Genomic DNA, 19174 nt, shown 5'->3' on the forward strand with positions numbered 1-19174 from the left:
CACGTCAGCTCTCTTTCTGCTTCAGGGCCTCGGCGAGGCGCGGAGCCTCCCGGTCCCGCCGCGACATCGAGACGGCCGGCAGCGGCCACGCGATGGCGAGTTCCGGGTCGTCGAAGGCGATCGTCACATCCTCGGCCGGATCGTGCGGGCGGTCGATCCGGTACGAGGTGTCGGCGGTGTCGGTCAGCGCCTGGAAGCCGTGTGCGCAGCCCGCCGGGATGTACAGGGTCTTCTGCGTCTCACCGGACAGCTCGAAGGTCGCGACGTTGCGGTACGTCGGTGAGTCCGGCCGCAGATCGATGACGACGTCGAAGATCTGTCCGTACGAGCAGCGCACCAGCTTGGCCTCACCCGCGCCGGAGCGCAGATGCAGACCGCGCAGTACGCCCCGGACCGAGCGCGACACGCTGTCCTGGACGAAGGCGTCCGGGTCCAGGCCCACCGAGCGGACCACGTCGGCGTCGAAGGTGCGGCAGAAGAAGCCGCGTTCGTCGGCGTACGGGGTCGGTTCGAAGAGGTACGCGCCGGAGATCTCCGGGATCGCGGTCGCTTTCATGATGTCTCCTGCCGGGCGTGTGCGTGTGCGTGTGCTTGGGCGGCCTTCGGGAAGAGTGCCTTGGTCAAGGCGGTGAAGTGGTGCTCGAGTTGGCGGGTGACGGCCGCGTTCCGCTCGCTGAGGGTCCGCCGCAGCTCGGCCGATCGCTTCTCCAGCGCCCGGAATTGCTCCAGCAGCCGGTCGGCGTCGACCTCGCGGGCCGGGTGGCAGTAGGTGTCCAGCCCCATCCGGGCCATGAGCGAGTCGCTCTTCGCCGCGTAGGTGAGGGCGAGCGTGGGTGTGCCGGTCTTCAGCGCACAGATCAGGTTGTGGTACCGGGTCGCCACCACGGTGTCCGCAGCGGCCATCTCCGTCATCAGGTCGGCCAGCGAGGCCGCCTCGGCAGCGGTGACCAGCGGCGAGTCCACCGCGTCGAGGATGGCGGCGACGACCGTGGCATCGCATGCGTCACCGGTGAGCAGCCGGACCGGCCTTCCCTCCTCGGCCAGCGCGCGGACGAAGCGGATCGTGCCGTCGAGATAGCGGCGGTGGATCTCCTCGGCACGGGCGCGGTCGTCGTTGCCACCGTGGAAGTCCATGACACCGACACAGACCAGGCCCGGCGGGCCCGAGGGCGCCCCCGCCGGTGACGTCGGCAGGGCGAACGCGAGGTCCGGGTGGACCTCGTCGCGCGCGGTGTCCACGCCCATCTCCCGCATCGCGTCACGGGACAGGGTGTCCCGGTACGACCGGTACGCGGCCAGCCGCGCGGACCGGCGCACCAGGGCCCGGGTCGCCCGGTCGCGGATCGCGGCGGCGCCGACGCCGACCAGCGCGACCTTGGTGCCGAACAGCCGGCCGGACGCGCAGAGCAGGAACAGCGCGTACGGGAAGCCCCACGGCCGCAGCGGCAGCGTGGCCTCCAGGACGCCCATGCCCGGCACGATCACGACGTCGTGCCTGCGCACCCAGGCCGCGGTGCGGACCGCGTCGACCAGCTTGCCCAGTCCCTTCCCCGCGATCGAGCCCGCACGGGACGCGGTCCGGTACTCCCCGCGGTACCAGTGCAGCCGGGTCGCGGGGATCCCGTACCGGGCCGTGACGACCTCGGGTCCGCCGCACAGCGCGTCCACGATCGCGTCCGGGTGCTCGGCGCGCAGATACCCGAGCACGGCTTCCAGCGATCCGTCGTTGCCGAGGTTGCCGGAGCCGAGCAGGCCGAACACCCCGACGCGTACGGGGGGTCTCATGGTCGCCGCCCCTCACGTCCCGCGACGAGGTCGTCGACGGAGACGGTGAGCCGGTCCGGATCGACCGGGGCGCGGTCCTCGACCCGCTCACCGGCGCCCGGCCGGACCCGGCTCGTCATCCAGTCGCCCAGGTGGCGGTAGCACGCGCGCCGGTCGGCCGCGGACAACGGCGCCCGCCGGATCGCCGAGACGAAGCCCAGGACATACTCGGCGAGCAGCCGGGGCGTCGGATGCAGCGCGCCCGCCCGGCGCGGATCCAGATTGACGCACCGGGAACGCTTGGAAGGGTTCGCCCGCTCGGCGCGGGTGGGGTGGTCGCGGCGGAAGTACAGCAGCTCCGGCACCTGATGGAAGGGGCCCTGGAGGACGAGCTGGGCGACGAACGTGCGGTCCGCGTGGTGGTAGCTGTCATGCGGCCGCACCCGGCGCAGCATGTCGGCACGCATCACCCCGTAGAAGTCGTCGCCACCGGGCTCGAACAGGAAGCTGCGGAAACGCTCCGGAGCGTCGGGCGAGGCGGTGGCGAGCTTGTACTCGTAGGGGACCTTGACCTGTCCTTCGCCGTCGATGACCGCCTGGTCGGAGTGGGCGAGGACGATCTCCGGCCGTTCGTCCAGCGCCTCCACACAGCGGCGCAGCAGGTCCCGGGCGTAGAGGTCGTCGTGCGAGGCCCACTTGAACAACTCGCCGCGGCACCGGGTGAAGACGTAGTTGTGGTTCGGCGCGGCGCCGATGTTCCGGGTCAGCCGCAGGTAGCGGATACGCGAGTCCTGCGCGACGTACTTGCGGCAGATCTCCTCGGTCCCGTCGGTCGAGGCGTTGTCGGAGATGACCAGCTCGAAGTCCTCGTAGGTCTGCCCGAGGAGGGCGTCGAGCGACTCCGCGAGGTACTCCTCGCCGTTGTACACGGGCAGGCCGATGCTCAGCCTGGGTCGGGCGGTCATGGCGTCCTCACTTCGGGAATGGAGTCCTGGTGGTGCCCGCGCAGGGCGGAGCGGAGCTGGAGCCACCACACGGCGGAGCCGGTGAGGGTCGCGGTGGCGACGCCCCAGGCCGAGCCGACCGTGCCGGCCAGGGCCGCGCCGCCGAGCCCGCCCGCCACGTAGCAGGCGGACGCGAAGAGCTGGCAGCGCAGACTGCGCCGGGCCGCGGCGAGCGCGCGCAGCCCGGCCGCCGCGCCGGTGCCGAGGCCGGCGCCCGCGACACCGAGGGTGACCGGCACGATGAGCTGGGCGGCGGACGTCCAGACGTCGCCGAGCACAAGCTCACCGAGCCGGTCCGGCATCAGCAGCAGCGCCCCGCCCCAGAGCAGCGCGGCGACGGCCTGCCCGCCTCCCAGCAGGAAGCAGAATCTGCCCAGGCGGTCCGGGGCCTGCCGCAGCACCCGTGCCGCCTCCGCGACGGTGACCAGCGAGAGGCCCATCAGCACGGCGAGGAACGGGCCGAGCAGCAGCTCGGCACCCCGGACCGCACCCACCGCGCCGACCCCGGCGATCGCGCCGAGCCCGTACGCACGCAGCTGGCTCGCGCCGCTGAGGCTGACGTTCTCGACGAGGTACCGGTAGCCGAGGTCGCGCTGCTCGCGGAGCCATACGCGGGCCTGGGCCGTGCGGGGCAGGATGCCGGACTGGACGTAGCCGTACCCCGCGGCCACCGTGGCGGACGCGCCCCAGGCGAGCACGAAGGCGGCCACGCTGCCCACCCGGGCCGCCACCACCATGGCCGGGACGAGCGCGACGCCCCACACGAGGTCGTTGACGAACGCCTTCTTCCCCGTGCCCGCGGCGAAGAACGCGTACCGCCAGGCGTCCTGGAGCAGCAGTCCCGGCAGCATGACGCCGAGACAGGCGAACGCGGGCCCGACCTGGCCGCCGAGGGCGAGGCCGGCCACCAGACACCCCGCGCCGATCGCGGCACCGACGCCGAGCGCGGTGCCCGACGACCGGGCCACCGCCCCGCGCCAGGCCGTGTCCGGCACACCGCTGAAGCGCACCACGAGCGGGTCGGTGGCCAGGCCCCGGGAGACGTTGAGCACCACGCCGTAGGTCACCCAGGCGAGGCTGAACACGCCGAACGCGGTCACCCCCAGCGAGCGGGCCACGTAGATCCCCACCGCGAAGTTGCTGATGCTGGAGGCCGCCTGGTCGGCCAGGCCCCAGGAAAGACGGCCGGCGAAGGCCCGCCGGGTGGATCCCGCCGGTGCCGTCGCCCTCTCCTCCTCGGTGGTCATCCGCGTCATGCCTTGATCAGACCGGCGCCGTGCAGGGCGTCGGCCGCGGCGGCGACGGTGTCGAACGGCAGCCCGGACCGCTCGGCCACGTCCAGCAGACCGTGCTCGCCGTCGGAGAGGCTGAGCACCCAGAGCATGGCCATCTGGGCCTGCTTCGCGTCGCTGCGGCCACCAAGGGAGTCGTACAACCCGCGCCGCCCCAACTGCGGTTCGCCGTACGGGCTGAGATTGACGTACCGCCGGTTGCGGTCGAGTACCGCGAACGCCTCGCGGCAGACGGCGAGCGTGTCCGCCATCGCCTCCGGGGAGACGAAGTCCGGGTTGTCCGCCGAGGTGTGGTACTCGGGGTACCCGGCGTACGGGGTCCGGCTGAGCGACCCCACACCGAGGTCGAACCCGGGGGAGCAGTACTGCCGCTCGTCGTAGCCGTACGGGGTGAACTCGTCCACGCGGTGCGGGCGTTCGGACGCGGCGAGCACATACTGCAGCACCCGGTCGATCTCCGCGTCGCCGCGTCTGCTCCGCTTGTACGTCAGATGGCCCGTATCGCCGGCGCAGGCCAGCACCAGCCCGTGCTTGACCTGCTCGATCCGCTCGGCGTTGCGGGCCAGCCAGGTGATCGCCCCGATGGTGCCGGGCGCGTAGATGAACCGGTAGGTGTAGTACGGCGTCTCCCGCGCCAGCGCACGGGCCAGGAACGTGGCCACCGCGATACCGGCCAGGTTGTCGTTGGCCAGCGACGGGTGGCAGACATGGCAGGAGACGATCACCTCGTCGGGGACCTGACCGGGGATCACATGCTCGGCATAGGTGAGGTGGCCGTCGGCGAGCGTGGAGTCGATCCGCACCTCGTAGTCCCCGTCCGGCAGCGCGTCCAGGGTCTCCTGGGCCAGACAGAACCCCCACTGGGGTGTGTAGTAGCTGGTGCGGTACGGCACCAGCGACGGCTGGTCCGGAAGGGTGTGCAGATGGGCGCGCAGCTCGGTGAGCGGCATGGTCCGCGCCACCGGCACGCTGTAGCCGAGCACATGCAGACTGGACGCCCGGAAGTCGACGACCCGGTGGCCCGTGGAGTCGGCGATGTACGCGTCCCGGATGTTCCACTCCTGCGGGACCGTCCAGTCCAGCACCTGGGTCCCGGTCGGCACCTCGTGCATCCGCAGCGGGACATACTCGCCGACGATCTCCAGGGTGGCGCGCACCCCGTCGCCGGTGATGCTCCGGCACAGCGGGTACAGCCGCTCCACCAGTGCGTGCATCTCCTCGCCGACCGCCGTCACCGGCGCCACCGCAGGGTGTCGTCGACGGCGCCGGACCCGGACGCCGCGCGCAGCACGGCCAGCCGGGTGAAGCGTTGCTCGAAGTCCTCCCGGGTCAGACCGAACTTCCGGTAGGCGTCGGCGAGTTCGAGTGCGCCCCGTTTCACCGTCCACTCGCATTCGAACCCGGGTATCGCGGCGCGGAACCGGGAGAAGTCCACCCGGTACGAGCGCGGATCGGCACCGGTCTCCCCGGTGATCACCACCTTCGCCCCGGACACCGCCTCGGCGACCTGTTCGGCGATCTCGGCGACCGTGACGTTGTTGGTCTCGCTGCCGATGTTGAACGCCCGGTCGTGCACGGCTTCCCGCGGCGCGGTCAGCGCGGCCGTGAAGGCCCGGGCGATATCGGCGGCGTGCACCAGCGGGCGCCAGGGGGTGCCGTCGGAGAGCACCAGCACCTCGCCGGACAGCAGCGCGTGGCCCACCAGGTTGTTCAGCACGATGTCGGCGCGCAGCCTGGGGGAGTGGCCGAAGGCGGTGGCGTTGCGCATGTACACCGGGGTGAAGTCACCGTCGGCCAGGGCGTGCAGATCGTCCTCCACCCGCACCTTGGACTCCGCGTACGGCGTCACCGGGCGCAGCGGGGCGTCCTCGGCCACCAGGTCGTCCCCGCCGGCGGCGCCGTACACCGAGCAGGTCGACGCGTACAGGAAGCGCCGCACCCCGGCGTCGCGGGCGAGCCGGGCCAGCCGTACGGACGCCCGGTGGTTGATGTCGTAGGTGAGCTCCGGCGCCAGCGATCCCAGCGGGTCGTTGGAGAGCGCGGCCAGATGGATCACGGCGTCCACCCCGGCCACGTGGTCGGCCGTGACATCACGCAGGTCCACCCGGTGCCCGGAGGGGTCCGCGGGTGACGGGCCGAGGACGCAGTCGGCGAACAGTCCGGCGTCGAGACCGACGACCTCGTGTTCGGCGGCCATGAGGACCGGGGCCATCACGGTGCCCAGATAGCCCTGGTGTCCGGTGAGCAGTACGCGCAAGGTTCAATCCCCCAGGTCGAGAGCGAGGTCGAGAGTGAGTTTGGTGACGGCGAACGCCTCGGCGTAGCGCTCCTGGCATTCGATACCGCGGATCCGTGCGAGACCGAGGAAGGCTTCCCGGTCGTACCAGGGCCGGTGCCGCTGCGAGGGGTAGTGCTCCTGCAGCAGCCGCACCTTCTCCTCCGCGGTCCGAGGTGACAGCGGCTGGTAGGCCACCGGACGGCCGAGATCGCCGTCCCATTTGACGATCTCGTAGCCGAGCACCAGGTGGTCGCGGAACGCGGTGGGCAGCAGCCGCGCCAGGCCGCGGTGGTCCTGGTGGGCGTCATCGGTGCGCGGGGCGAGGATCAGATCCGGTTCGGTCCGCCCGCGCAGTTCCTCGACCGCGGCCTTGGCCTCCTCCCAGTGCGCGGGGATCCGGCCGTCCGGCAGCTTGAGGACGGTCAGCCGCAGGTCGGCACCCGGGCAGAAGGCGGTGAGCGCTGCCCGCTCCTCCTGCTCCCGGTCGGTGCCACCGCCGGAGAGCACCAGCGCGTCGACGCGGATGCCCGGCCGTGCGCGGCACATCGCGAGCAGGGTGCCGCCCGCGCCGATGGCGATGTCGTCGCAGTGCGCGCCCACCGCGACGATCCGGTCCGGGCGCCCGGCGCCGAGCCGGATCACGCCCGCGCCCCGGCGGTGTCCCGCTCCCACACGGCCCACGGGCGGTCGCCCCGGGCGTAGGCGTGGTCGAGCGCGGCCCGTTCCTTCACGGTGTCGGTCGGCTTCCAGAAGCCGCGGTGCTGATGTGCCACCAGCCGCCCCTGCTTGGCCAGTCCGCCACATCCGTCGGCGACCAGGTCCCCGTTCTCCGGTATGTGGTCGAAGACCTCCTGGCGGAGCACGAAGTAGCCGCCGTTCTCCCACAGCGGCAGTTCGCTCACCGCGGTGATGCCCCCCACCAGGCCGTCCTCGCCCAGCTCCACGCAGTGGAACGAGGACTGCGGCGGCACCACCATCATCGACGCCCCGGCGTCGCGCCAGGCGAACCGGTCGATCATCTCCGGCAGCGGGGCGTCGGTGAGCACATCGGCGTAGTTGGCGAGGAACATCTCGTCGCCGTCCAGATGGTGCCGCACCCGGCGCAGCCGCTCGCCGATCGGTGACTCGATACCGGTCTGCGCGAACGTGATCGTCCAGTCCGAGATATCGGTGGACAGCAGCTCGGTCCGGCCGCCGCGCAGCACGAAGTCGTTGGACGTCGTCTCCTCGTAGTGGAGGAAGAAGTCCTTGATGTGATGGGCCCCGTACCCCAGGCACAGGATGAACTCGGTGTGCCCGAAGTGCGCGTAGTAGCGCATGACATGCCAGATCAGCGGCCGCGGGCCGACCATGGCCATCGGCTTGGGCACATCGTCCGCGGCACCGCTGCGCATCCGCATCCCGTAACCGCCGCAGAACAGTACGACCTTCATCGCTCGACCTCGACAATGCTCAGTTCCGGGATGGGGAAGACCAGCCGGCCGCCCCACTCGTGCACGAAGGACAGCTGCTCGACCAGCTCGTCCCGCAGGTTCCACGGGAGGACGAGGACGTAGTCCGGCCGGTCGGCGGCTATCCGCTCGGGCGGCAGGATCGGGATACGGGTGCCCGGGGTGAACCTGCCGTGCTTGTAGGGGTTGCGGTCGACGGTGTACCGGAGCAGATCGGGCCGGATACCGCAGTGGTTGAGCAGGGTGTTGCCTTTGCCGGGGGCGCCGTAGCCGACGACCGTCTCGCCGCGCTCGGCCGCGGTGATGAGGAACTTCAGCAGGTTCCGGCGCACCGTGGCCACCCGGGCGGAGAACTCGGTGTACCCGGACAGCTCCTGGAGCCCGGCGGCCTTCTCCCGGCCCAGCACATCGGCCACCGCCTGCGTCGGCTCACCGGCCACCTCGGCCGGCCGGGCCCACAGCCGGATGGAACCGCCGTGCGTGGGCAACAGCTCGACGTCCACGAGCGTGAGCCCGCCGCTGGCCAGCGCCCGGATCGCGGACGCGACCGTGTAGTACTGGAAGTGCTCGTGGTAGATGGTGTCGTACTGGTTCTCCTCGATCAGGGTCAGCAGATGCTGCACCTCGATGGAGACCCAGCCGTCGTCGGCGACCAGGGCGCGCAGCCCCTGGGTGAACCCGACCACGTCGGGGATGTGCGCGTACACGTTGTTGGCCACGACCAGGTCCGCCGGGCCGTGCTCGGCGCGTACGGCCGAGCCGGTGTCGGGGCTCAGGAACTCCGTGAGCGTGGGCACACCCGCGTCCCGCGCCGCGGCGCCGACGTTCACCGACGGCTCGATGCCCAGACAGCGGATCCCCCGGTCCACCACATGCCTCAGCAGATACCCGTCGTTGCTCGCGACCTCGACCACGAAGGCGTCGTCGCCCAGGCCCACCCGCTGTACGGCGTCGGCCACGAACGTGCGCGCGTGCTCCACCCAGGAGGTCGAGTACGAGGAGAAGTACGCGTACTCCTTGAACGTCTCCTCCGGCGTGATCAGCGGCGGGATCTGCGCCAGCCAGCAGTCGGTGCAGACCCGCAGGTGCAGCGGGTACGCGGGCTCCGGCTGGTCGAGTCGGTCCGCGGCGAGAAAGCTCTCACACGGCGGCGTCGCCCCCAGATCGACGACGCTGGTCATCGCTTCCGAGCCGCAGAGTCGGCATCGTGTCATCTACGTGTCCCCATCCCCCCGCCCGCGCGGGTGTCCCCGCCGCGAGCCAGTGTGTGTCGTCCCCTACCGGCGGCGGGCTGTCCCCGCCTCGCCGGACCGCCCCGCGATCGCGGTGCGGTACCCCTCCACCAGGCGTTCCAGCCCGACGGCCGGGCTGAAGCCCTGCTCGTACCGGCTCCGGGCCGCCCGGCCCATCTCCCGGTTGCGGTCCTGATCGGCCGCGATCCGGCGTATGCAGGACGCGAGCGAGGCGGCCTCGCCCGGCCGGTGCAGCAGCCCGGTCCTCCCGTCCTCGACAAGTTCGGTGAAGGCGCCGTGACCGGCGGCGACGGCCGGGACCCCCGCCGCCATCGCCTCCACGACCACCAGGCCGAACGCCTCCAGCCACGTCGAGGGAGCCACCACGGCCACCGACCTGGCGAGGGCCTTCCGGGTCTCCGCCGTGTCGTACAGGCCGGCGTAGCGCACATCGTCCCGGCCCGCCGCCCAGGCGGTCACCTCCCGCTCCAGCGGCCCCGCCCCGGCGATCACGAGCGGCACCCCCACACCGCCGCCCGCCGCGATCTCGTCCCACGCGGCCATGAGCAGCCGCACCCCCTTGGCCTCCGCGAGCCGGCCCAGATAGAGCAGATGCTCACCGGCGCCCGTGCGGCGGTCCTCCGGGTCCGGCACGAAGTTGTGCTTCACCGCCAGCCGCTCGGCCGGCATACCGGACCGCACCAGGACGTCGCGCTGCGCCGCGGAGATGCAGAAGAACCGGTCCACACCGGACCACCACCGCCGCCGGTTGACCGACAGGCTGACCGCGAGCGGCACCGTCGCGAGGCGGGAGCTCCGGTAGCAGCCGTGCCGGACGGCGGGCAGCGGCGCCCGCCCGACGCACTCGGTGCACGGCCGGCCATCGCGCTGCAGTGTGCCGGGCGGACAGACCTGGGTGTAGTTGTGCAGGGTGGCGACGGTGGGCACACCGGCGTCGGCGCAGGCGGCCAGCACCGCGGGCGACAGCAGCGGGAAGACGTTGTGCACATGGACCACATCCGGCCGCTCGGTGCGCAGCCGGGCGGCGAGTTCCGCGCGGACCGCCGGGTTCCATGGCACCAGCAGCGGTACCGCGACCTTGCCCGGCAGGGACCGGGCGCCGATGTCGTCGCTGCGCCGCTCGAACACCTCCACCCGGTGGCCGGCTCCGCGCAGCAGCGCCACCTCCTGGTCGACGACCTTGTTCTCACCGCTCGGCTGCGCCGAGCCGTACCGGTTGTGCACCACGAGGACGTGCATGTCAGATCACCTCCGATCTGCGAGCCCACTTGGGGACGCGTGGCCGGGGAACGTCGGGCGTCGAGGAGGGAGTTGCCGCGGCGGGTGCCGCGAGCAGCGAGGCGGCCACGGCCAGATGCAGCAGATACGGCGAGGCGTCGCCCAGACCGGCCTCGGTGTACGACGCGATCGCGCAGTAGCTGATCAGGAAGATCGCGCAGGCCCTCGACAGTGACGGCGGCCGCAGCAGCGCGACCCCGCCCAGCACGATGATGATCGCCGCCACCAGGACGACACCGGTCATGCCCTGCTCGTTGTAGACGGCCAGCCAGCTGTTGTCGATCGGCAGCCCGCCGAACGACTTGTCGCCCAGGCCCATGCCGAACAGATACTCCGAGGTCGTCCGGGGGGCCGCCAGCAGGGCGTCCCAGACCTTGGCCCGGCCGGTGAGGCTGGTGAAGTTCTCCTGGCTCTGTCCGCGCAGGAACCACGCCCGCAGCGCGGAGGCGAACCCCACCGCGACCACGGCGGCGCACACCACCGCCCAGACGAAGAACCGGCGGGCGGCCGCGCTGGTCAGGACGAGCGAGCCGATCGCCAGCGTCAGCCCGATGAACAGTCCGAGCGTGGCCGTCCGGGTGTGGGTCAGCGCGAGCAGGACGAGTGACGGCACGATGACCACCACCGCGCTGGTCCGGTCGGTCCGGCGGCCCAGGACGAGCAGTACGGTGAGCCCGATGATCACCGCGGCGTACTGTCCGATCTGCGGCGGGGTGAGTGGCCACAGCGCGCCGACCAGCCGCCCGCCGTAGAGCTCCGGCATCGCGGCGCCCGGTGAGATGAGCGCGCCCGCGGCCACCGACCCGAGGACCACGAAGTACATCCGGATGTGGTGCCGGACGAACGTCAGGCTCCCGTCCCACCAGCGGCTGAGCAGCCACAGTGTGGCGATGAAGAGGGCCAGCCGGCCGCAGCGGAACAGCGCGCCGAACCCGGATGCCATGTTCGCGCTGGCGATCAGGCTCGGCACCAGCAGCAGGGTGAGCAGGAGCACATAGGCGCTGGCCCGGATGCGCAGCCGGAGATTGACCGCGAGTGCCAGCGCGAACGCGGCGGCCAGCGCGCCCATGGTGGCCATCTGGATGAGGGAGCGGGGGAGGGGGATGATGGTCTCCGCCCCGGCGGAGCCGAGCGTATTGAGGATCAACAGCCCCCAGGCCGTTCCGACGATCTTCGACGGGTGGCCGGTGGTGCCCGTGCTCATCTCAACCACCGCCCTGTGCGCGGAAGGTGCTGCCCGTGTCCTGCTGGTACGGGGTGCCCTGCCACTGTCCGGAGTCGAGGATCCGGCTCGGGTCGTGGGCCACGAAGTTCCACGGTCCGAGGTAGACGTTGTCGTGCCACTGGTTGTGCTGCTTGCGGGTGATGGCCTCGGCCACCCGCTCGCCCTGGTACGGCGACCAGTCCGGATAGGTGCCGTAGTTGGCCAGCAGCGCCATGCGGTCGCACTTCACCGTGCAGTCGACGACGGACTTGTCCAGGACGAAGCGGTTGCCGTGGATGTCCACCCGCTGGGTCTTCCACCGGCAGTCGGCGTAGAGCGGTGCGGTGGCGATCGCCCGCCCCGCGCAGCGGTCGGTGTCCTTCACCAGCAGGGTGCAGTCACCGGAGGAGGTGTTGGCCGGGCTGTTGCAGAACCGGTCGGCGTTCTCCCACAGGGTGATCCCGGACCAGTTGTTCTCCAGTACGTTCCGATAGATCTCGATCTTGTCCGTGCGGGCCCGGATCCGTGGTTCGCCACCGGATTCGGACAGATAGATGGTCCCGAACGGGAAGCTGTCGCCGCGGTCGGCCGCCTTGCGGCCCTCGACCCAGTTGTTCCGCCGGATCGTGTTCTTCCGGATGACCGCGTTGTAGCTGGTCTCGTAGATCAGCGCGGCACCGTCGTTGGCCTCGAGCACATTGCTCTCGATGCGGAAGTCGTTGTTGTTGGTGTCCGCCCACAACCCGGCTCCACGGTTGTCGTGCACCCAGTTGCCGCGTACGTCGGCGCCGTCGACGGCCCAGAACTTGATGCCCCCGGTGCAGCCGCAGCCCTTCCGCCGCCGCTCCCAGTCGCCGGTGTTGTTGCCCGTGATCTCGTTGCCCTCGACCACCAGACCGCTGATCCGGCCGGTGGCCTTGTACGCGTTCATGCCGTACTGGCCGTTGTCGCGCAGACAGTTGGCGCGGACCCGCTGGCGGGCACCGGCCATCAGCCCGGCACCGGAGTTGTTCCGGATCGTCGTGTGCTCGATCACCCATCCGTCGGCCGAGTCATGGTTGACCACGCCCTCGTCATGCGGCGCCACGAAACCCCGCACGGTGAGGTAGCGGATGGTGACGTCGCGGGCGGTGCCGCCGAATGCGTACTGGTTGGTCTTCCGGCCGTCGAGCACCGCGCCCGGCGCGCCGAGGTAGCGGTTCCCCTTCTTGGGGATGACCTGGGCATAGCGGTCGGGGTCCAGCCTGTGCCTGCCCGGCCGGAGCCAGAACGTGGTCTTCGGCGGGCTGCTCTTGGTCTTCGCGGCCAGGTCACCGGCGACCGCGGGGTCGACCGTCACCGCGCCCGCCGGGGCCTTGGCCGGTCCGGCCGCGGGCTTGGCGCACACCCGGGCCACCGACGTGGGGGGCGCGGCAGCAGGCTTCGGCCGCGCGTCCGGCGTGCTCTCACAGCCGGTCGCCGCCAGCAGGGCCAGCGCCAGCGGTGCGGCCGGCAGAGCCCAGTGCCGCCACTTGATCCCCACACGTCCTCCTAACCGTGGAACCTGAGTACGGTGGTGAATTCCCCCGACAGCGCGGTGCCGTCGGCGAAGCCGGTGCCGACCAGCGTGGTGGCGGGTTCCTTGCGCCCGAAGCCCGCGGAGTACCAGCCCAGCGGCGGGTCGGTCTCGCCGCGGTGCGCCCGCCAGGACAGTTCCCCGGGCAGGTCGAGCACCGCGGAGCGGTCCTCGCCGTCCCGGGTCCAGGTGAGCACCGCCCGGCTCCCCACCAGGTCCGCGCTGATCGCCGGGCCGAGGTGGAACGCCAGCCGCACCTCCCGGCGGTCGCCGCGCACCTCGTCGATCACGAGCAACTCCCGCTCTTCGGCGCACAGTTCCACCCGGCGGCGGTGCACGGAGCCCGGGTAGCCGTCGTGTTCCGCGCACCAGCGGGCCGTCCCCCCGTCGGAGGCGCCGGGTGTGTCCACGGCCAGGACACGGCTGCGGGCATGCCGGGTCCACAGGAACGGGCCGCCGGAGACGGACTGGTCGACACCGTCGATCTGCAGGGTGTTGTGGCCGAGGGTGGACCGGAAGTACTGCCGCCACGCGGGCTGCCCGTGGTAGCAGTACGTCCCCGGGTCGGCGAGCACATCGACCCCGTCGTGCCGGACCTCCACGGACAGCGCGTCCGCGTGGGCATGCGCGGCGATGGACAGGAACCCGTGCGGACCACCGTCGCAGCGGCACCAGATCTCGCCCGGACCCCGCAGGATGGTGAGCCCCGCGTCGGCGAAATGGGCCGGGCGGTCCGCCGGACGGGTCACGGCCGGTGCGCTTCCCGGTGCCGGGTACGGCCGGATGAGCGCGGCGAGCAGCGGGGTGCGGACATCGGTGCCGGTCACCGCCGGCCACCAGGCGAGCCGGCCGAACACGGCGTCCCCGGTGGCCAGCAGCGAGCCCCAGCGGTCCGTGCCCGCCCCGTCCACGACCAGACCGTGCCCGTCGTCGGCGTCCCCCTGGCGCGGCGGCCGCAGCCGGCTGTCCACGACGGCCGCGAGCGCGTCGGTCATCCGCAGCAGCACCTGCCGGATCGACGCGGGGACCGGTACGCCCGCGGTATCCGCCTCGGCCACCGCGGCCAGGCCCAGCTCCAGCACCAGTCCGTGGTACTCGGTGGCCAGCTCACGGTTGAGACCGGAGCCGAAGGTGTTGTTCCGTAACTGCCGCTCCAGCGACCGCAGCGCGCCGGTCCGCCAGCGCGCCGAGGCGGGGAACCAGTCGAACGCGCAGGCCGCGGCGAACTGCCCGGCGGCCTCGGCGATGATGTGGTTGTTCGCCGAGGACCCCCGGCTGGGGAAGGCGGCCAGCCAGCGCTGGTGGTGCCAGATCTGGTTCAGTGCCACCGGGTTGTCCTCGAACAGCCCGGCCGCGCCCGGCCAGCCGTCGAGCAGTCGGCGGATCCACACCCAGGACAGCAGCCGGATCCCCAGCTCGATCCCGCTGGTCCAGTGCACCCCGCGCAGTGGCGCGTTGGCCGACCACCACCGCCGCAGGTGTTCGGCCACGCGCTCGGCGTACCGCTCGTCCCCGGTGACCGCGTAGGCGGCGGCCAGCACGGTGAGGTACTGGTGCCGGGACAGCTCCCAGATCTGCTTGATGTCCCCGACCGCGTCCTCGTTCCGGTACGGCACATCGAAGGCATAGCCCCACGGAGCCCGCCGCCCGGTCTTCGGGTCGTACCACCAGTCCGGGGCGGCAAGGTCGTCGCGGACCACCCCGAAGTACTCGATGTGTCCGGCCATGAGCCGGTCCGCCTCGGCGATGAGGCGCTTCGCGGCGTCCGGTGGCACCGCGGCGGTCGTCCCGGCGGGCAGGACCGCGGTGAACCGGGCGCCGGTCACCTCCGGGCAGTCCGGCGGCGACGACCTCCACTGCCGTCTGCGCACCGCGTCGCCCACCCGGCCGCCGACCTCCCGCGGTCCCATCCGGGACAACCGCCGCAGGTACCAGCCCGCGCTCATGCTCACAGGGCCCTCGCCAACGTCACCGGCGCGCCGCCCGCCAGGCCGGTCCGTACGGCGAGGGTGGCCGACGTGGTGGCGACCAGCGACTCCAGCGGCACCGGCATCGGCCCGCCGGTCCGCACGGCCTTGACGAACGCGGCCAGTTCGGCCGACTGGCCCTTGTCCCGGGCCTTGGGCAGCCGTGAACTGACCCATCGCCTGCGGCGGCCGTCGTACACCGAGGCACGGACGAAGTCGTCGAGCTGCAGCACCTTGCCGTCCGCGAGCAGGTCCAGCGTCTCCTTGGGGAAGGCGGCCGCGCCGGTGGTGACGTAGGCGATGGTGGCGGTGGAGCCGTCCGGGTAGCGCAGCACGATCTGGAGGTCCTCGTTGCCGGCCGCGGCGACCGCGTACACCGAGACCGGGTCGGCATCGAGCAGCCAGCTCGCCGTGTCGATGAAGTGTCCGCCCTCGCCGGTGAACCGCGATCCCTCACTGCCCTGCTGGAGGTACCAGCTACCGTGGTCCAGGCGGCCCGCGTTCACCAGGTAGCGCAGATTCGCCGGACCGGTCCGGGCGCCGAACCGCTTCCTGGCCTCCTGCAGCAGCGGTGAGAACCGGCGGTTGAAGCCCACCTGCAGCCGGTCGTTGCCGGACTCCTCCACCGCCGCCAGCACATCGGCGAGTTCGTCCTCGGTGAGGGCCAGGGGCTTCTCGACGAACACCGCCTTGCCGGCGAGCAGCGCCTTGCGGGTCAGTGCGGCGTGCGAGCTGTGCCGGGTGACCACGAACACCGCGTCGATGGACGGGTCGCCGAGCACCGCGTCGAGGTCGGTGGTCGCCGCGGCGAAGCCGAAGGTGCGCTGGGCGTTGGCCGCGGACAGCGCCGTCGTGGTGACGACCGCCGAGAGCTGCACCCCGTCCCGCTGGGCCAGGTGCGGCAGCAGCATCGACGACGCGTAGTTGCCCGCGCCGACGAACGCCAGCCGCACCGGGCCCGTGGGCTTACGGACCGGGGTGGCCACCGCGCCACTCCGCCGCACCTGCGGCACGGCCACCTCGGGGGCCGGTACCTCCTCGGCGTGGCCGGAGCCGTCGGGGTAACGGAACAGCACCGCAACGGCCTTGAGGTCGCCGTCCTTCAGGCTCCGGTAGGTCTCGACGGCATCGTCGAAGTCCGCGATATGGGAGATCAGGGGCTCCACATCGACCCGGCCACGGGCCATGAGATCGAGGAAGCACGCCAGGTTGCGGCGCTCGGTCCAGCGCACATAGCCGATCGGGTAGTCGCGCCCCTGGAGTTCGTACTCCGGGTCGTAGCGCCCGGGGCCGTAACTGCGGGAGAACCGGACGTCGAGCTCCTTCTCGTAGTACGCGTTCCACGGCAGGTCCAGGCTGCACTTGCCGATGTCGACGACCCGGCCGCGGTCCCGGCTCAGCCGGGCGGCCAGCTCGACGGGCTGGTTGCTGCTGCCGCCGGCGGCCAGGTACACCTGGTCCACGCCGTGGCCGCCGGTGAGCTCGGCGACGGACGCCTCCACGGCCGCGGACTCGGGATCACCGCAGGCCACGGCGCCCAGCCGCTCGGCGAGTTCACAGCGCGCCGGGTCGGGGTCGACGCCGACGACACGGACTCCCGAGGCGGTGAGGAGCTGCACCACGAGCTGACCGATCAGCCCGAGGCCGATGACCAGGGCCACCTCGCCGAGCTGCGGCTCGCCCTGGCGGACGCCCTGCATCGCGATCGACCCGACGGTGCCGAAGGCCGCGTGGCGCTGCGCCAGACCGTCCGGCACCGGGGTGTAGAGGTTCTTCGGCACCCAGTTCAGCTCGGCGTGCAGCGCATGCTCATTGCCGGCGCAGGCCACGAGGTCGCCGGCCTTCACATCGTCGATCCCGGCGCCGACCTGCTCGACCACTCCGCACAGGGAGTAGCCCAGCGGTGTGTAGGAGTCCAGCTTGCCCATCACCTTGCGGTAGGTGGCGGGCACCCCGTTGGTGGCCACGCTCTGCATGACCTTGGCCACCTGGTCCGGCCGGGAGCGGGCCTTGCCCAGCATCGACATGCCGGCCTCGGAGACCTTCATCAGCTCGGTCCCGGTGGATATCAGCGAGAAGGCGGTCCTGACCCGCACACCGTCCGGCTTGCATCCCGGTACCGGGACGTCGAGCAGCGCCAGCTCGCCGCTCTTGTAATTCTGTACAACCTGTTTCACCCGAACTCCTGTTGTTCTACGCCGTCAACTGAGTGCTCCGGCCGGAGCCGGAGGTCGCGCCGCGGTACCAGTACTCGAGGGTCAGCACATGCCACAGATGCTTGGAGAAGTCCCGCTGCCCGGCGGCGTCCTCGGCGACCATGCGCGCCAGCGCGTCGCGGCGCAGGAAGCCGGAGTTGACGAGCACACCGTCGTGCACCACCTCGCGCACCAGCGGTGCCAGGTCCCGGCTCATCCAGGCGCGCAGCGGGGCGCTGAACAGGCCCTTGGGCCGGTACACGATCTCCCGGGGCAGGATCGAGGTGGCCGCCTCCTTGAGGACGGCCTTGCCCTGCCGTCCCACGATCTTGCGGTCGCCGGGGACGGCGAACGCCGCCCTGACCACCTCGACGTCCACGTACGGCACCCGCACCTCGGTCGACGCCGCCATGCTCGACCGGTCCGTGTATGTGAGGTTCAGGCCCGGCAGGAACATCCGGGCGTCGCCCAGGCACATACGGTTGACGAAGTCGTCCAGGTCGTTGTCCTGGTAGACATCCGCGTGCTCGGTCAGCACGTCGTCGACCGTCCCTGCCAGGTCCGGATCGACCAGGGCGAGCAGCTCGTCCTGGTCGTACATGGTGTAGCTGCGCCGGAACGCGGTCTCCTCCGGCAGATCGGCGAAGGAGAGGAACCGCTTCGCGAACCGCACCGACCGGTACCCCCGGCGGGCCGTCGCGACCGGCAGCCGGTCCACGGCCCGGGACAGACCGCGCCGCAGGGGCCGCGGGACGCGCTGGTAGCGCAGCGCGAGCAGATTGGCCAGGTGCTTGCGGTAACCGGCGAACAGCTCATCGGCACCCATCCCCGAGAGCATCACCTTGACCCCGGCCTCCCGGGCGGCCTGGCAGATCAGGAAGGTGTTGATCGCGGCGGGGTCGCCGATCGGCTCGTCCAGGTGGTACGTCATCCGCGGCAGCAGATCGAGCACATCCGGAGCGATCTCGATCTCCCGCAGATCGACGCCGAACCGCCCGGCCACCTGCCGGGCGTAGCGCAGGTCGTCCGGCATCGCCTCGAACTTGGCGTCCTCGGCGCGGAATCCGATCGTGTAGGCGGCGATCCCGGGCTGGTGGCGGGCCGCGAGCGCGGTCAGCCAGCTCGAGTCGAGACCGCCGGAGAGGAAGGTCGCCACCGGTACGTCGGAGAGCAGGTGCCGTCGGGTCGACTCCTCGACGATGGCGGCCAGATCGGGCCGCTCACCGCCACGGGCCCGCTCCCGGCCCTCGGCGGCGACGTCCTTGAGGTTCCAGTACCGGCCGCGCCGCACACTGCCGTCCGGCCGGATCCGCAGCCAGCTCCCCGGCGGCAGCTTCTCCGCCTCACGGAACGCGCAGCGCGAGTCCGGCACCCAGTAGTACAGCAGCGAGGCGACCAGCGTCGCATGGTCCACCTCCAGCGATCCGCCGGTGGCGGCGGCGAGCGCCTTGAGCTCGGAGGCGAACACCAGCCCCTCGCCGCGCCGGAGCAGGAACAGCGGCTTGATGCCGAGCTGGTCACGGGCGAGCACCAGCTCACCGGTGCGCTCGTCGAAGATCCCGAACGCGAACATACCGCGCAGCCGGGGCAGACAGTCCGTGCCCCAGCGCCGCCACGCCTCCAGCAGCACCTCGGTGTCGGAGGTACCGCGGAAGCGCACCCCGGCGGCCGTCAGCTCGGCACGCAGCTCGGGCGCGTTGTACAGCTCGCCGTTGTAGGTCAGGGCGAGGCCGCCCGAGACCATCGGCTGGGCGCCGGTCCCCGACAGGTCGATGATGGCCAGCCGACGGTGTCCGAGCTGCACTTCGCCGTCACCGGCGGGGTGGCCGTACCGGCCCGCCCCGTCCGGACCGCGGTGGGCGAGGGTATCGGTGAGCCGGTCGGCCACGGCCTTCCCGTCCGGCCACCGGTATGTCCCTGCGATGCCACACAT

The 19174-nt window shown here is 71.7% G+C and carries 15 protein-coding genes; all 15 read right to left on the minus strand.

All coding sequences use genetic code 11. The annotated features are described in order from the left end of the window. Positions 1-4: 4 nt before the first annotated feature. The 15 genes from rfbC to asnB all read right to left on the minus strand — a co-directional run bounded on the left by rfbC (position 5) and on the right by asnB (position 19174). Positions 5-556 carry a dTDP-4-dehydrorhamnose 3,5-epimerase gene (gene rfbC, locus NMK44_RS32020; RefSeq protein ID WP_254739388.1) on the minus strand — a complete coding sequence of 184 codons (552 nt, stop codon included), beginning with the start codon at positions 554-556 and terminating at the stop codon, positions 5-7. Beyond that, positions 553-1785, minus strand: a complete 1233-nt coding sequence (locus tag NMK44_RS32025) for a polysaccharide pyruvyl transferase family protein (RefSeq protein WP_254739386.1) — start codon at positions 1783-1785, stop codon at positions 553-555. Before NMK44_RS32025 ends, rfbC begins: the two co-directional genes overlap by 4 nt. Next, positions 1782-2729: a glycosyltransferase family 2 protein gene (locus NMK44_RS32030; RefSeq protein ID WP_254739384.1), complete on the minus strand. Its 948-nt coding sequence runs from the start codon at positions 2727-2729 to the stop codon at positions 1782-1784. Before NMK44_RS32030 ends, NMK44_RS32025 begins: the two co-directional genes overlap by 4 nt. Next, complete coding sequence (locus NMK44_RS32035) at positions 2726-4024, minus strand: MATE family efflux transporter (protein WP_374215243.1); 1299 nt, start codon at positions 4022-4024, stop codon at positions 2726-2728. The genes NMK44_RS32030 and NMK44_RS32035 overlap by 4 nt, the downstream gene beginning before the upstream one ends. After that, positions 4021-5304: a DUF4910 domain-containing protein gene (locus tag NMK44_RS32040; RefSeq protein ID WP_254739382.1), complete on the minus strand. Its 1284-nt coding sequence runs from the start codon at positions 5302-5304 to the stop codon at positions 4021-4023. Before NMK44_RS32040 ends, NMK44_RS32035 begins: the two co-directional genes overlap by 4 nt. Beyond that, positions 5292-6317: an NAD-dependent epimerase/dehydratase family protein gene (locus tag NMK44_RS32045; RefSeq protein WP_254739380.1), complete on the minus strand. Its 1026-nt coding sequence runs from the start codon at positions 6315-6317 to the stop codon at positions 5292-5294. The genes NMK44_RS32040 and NMK44_RS32045 overlap by 13 nt, the downstream gene beginning before the upstream one ends. 3 nt (positions 6318-6320) lie before the next feature. Continuing rightward, positions 6321-6980 carry a PIG-L deacetylase family protein gene (locus tag NMK44_RS32050; protein WP_254739378.1) on the minus strand — a complete coding sequence of 220 codons (660 nt, stop codon included), beginning with the start codon at positions 6978-6980 and terminating at the stop codon, positions 6321-6323. Further along, positions 6977-7771, minus strand: coding sequence for a glycosyltransferase family protein (locus tag NMK44_RS32055; RefSeq protein WP_254739376.1), 795 nt, complete (start codon positions 7769-7771; stop codon positions 6977-6979). Before NMK44_RS32055 ends, NMK44_RS32050 begins: the two co-directional genes overlap by 4 nt. Beyond that, the gene (locus NMK44_RS32060) at positions 7768-9003 is read right to left on the minus strand and encodes a class I SAM-dependent methyltransferase (RefSeq protein WP_254739374.1); all 1236 of its coding nucleotides are present in this window, start codon (positions 9001-9003) and stop codon (positions 7768-7770) included. The genes NMK44_RS32055 and NMK44_RS32060 overlap by 4 nt, the downstream gene beginning before the upstream one ends. Before the next feature lie 63 nt (positions 9004-9066). Beyond that, positions 9067-10281: a glycosyltransferase gene (locus tag NMK44_RS32065; protein ID WP_254739372.1), complete on the minus strand. Its 1215-nt coding sequence runs from the start codon at positions 10279-10281 to the stop codon at positions 9067-9069. Position 10282: 1 nt separating this feature from the next. Beyond that, the gene (locus NMK44_RS32070; protein WP_254739370.1) at positions 10283-11524 is read right to left on the minus strand and encodes an O-antigen ligase domain-containing protein; all 1242 of its coding nucleotides are present in this window, start codon (positions 11522-11524) and stop codon (positions 10283-10285) included. 1 nt (position 11525) lies between these two features. After that, positions 11526-13046: a right-handed parallel beta-helix repeat-containing protein gene (locus NMK44_RS32075; protein ID WP_254739368.1), complete on the minus strand. Its 1521-nt coding sequence runs from the start codon at positions 13044-13046 to the stop codon at positions 11526-11528. A gap of 8 nt (positions 13047-13054) precedes the next feature. Next, entirely contained in the window at positions 13055-15025 is a 1971-nt protein-coding gene (locus NMK44_RS32080) for a heparinase II/III family protein (protein WP_254739366.1), read from the minus strand. A 2-nt stretch (positions 15026-15027) separates the two neighbouring features. Continuing rightward, positions 15028-17223, minus strand: coding sequence for a bi-domain-containing oxidoreductase (locus NMK44_RS32085; RefSeq protein WP_254739364.1), 2196 nt, complete (start codon positions 17221-17223; stop codon positions 15028-15030). A 16-nt stretch (positions 17224-17239) separates the two neighbouring features. Then, a complete protein-coding gene (gene asnB, locus NMK44_RS32090; protein WP_254739362.1) occupies positions 17240-19174 on the minus strand; it encodes an asparagine synthase (glutamine-hydrolyzing) in 1935 nt (644 codons plus the stop codon).

Source organism: Streptomyces cucumeris (assembly GCF_024295805.1).
In the GTDB taxonomy this organism is placed as follows: Bacteria; Actinomycetota; Actinomycetes; order Streptomycetales; family Streptomycetaceae; genus Streptomyces; species Streptomyces cucumeris.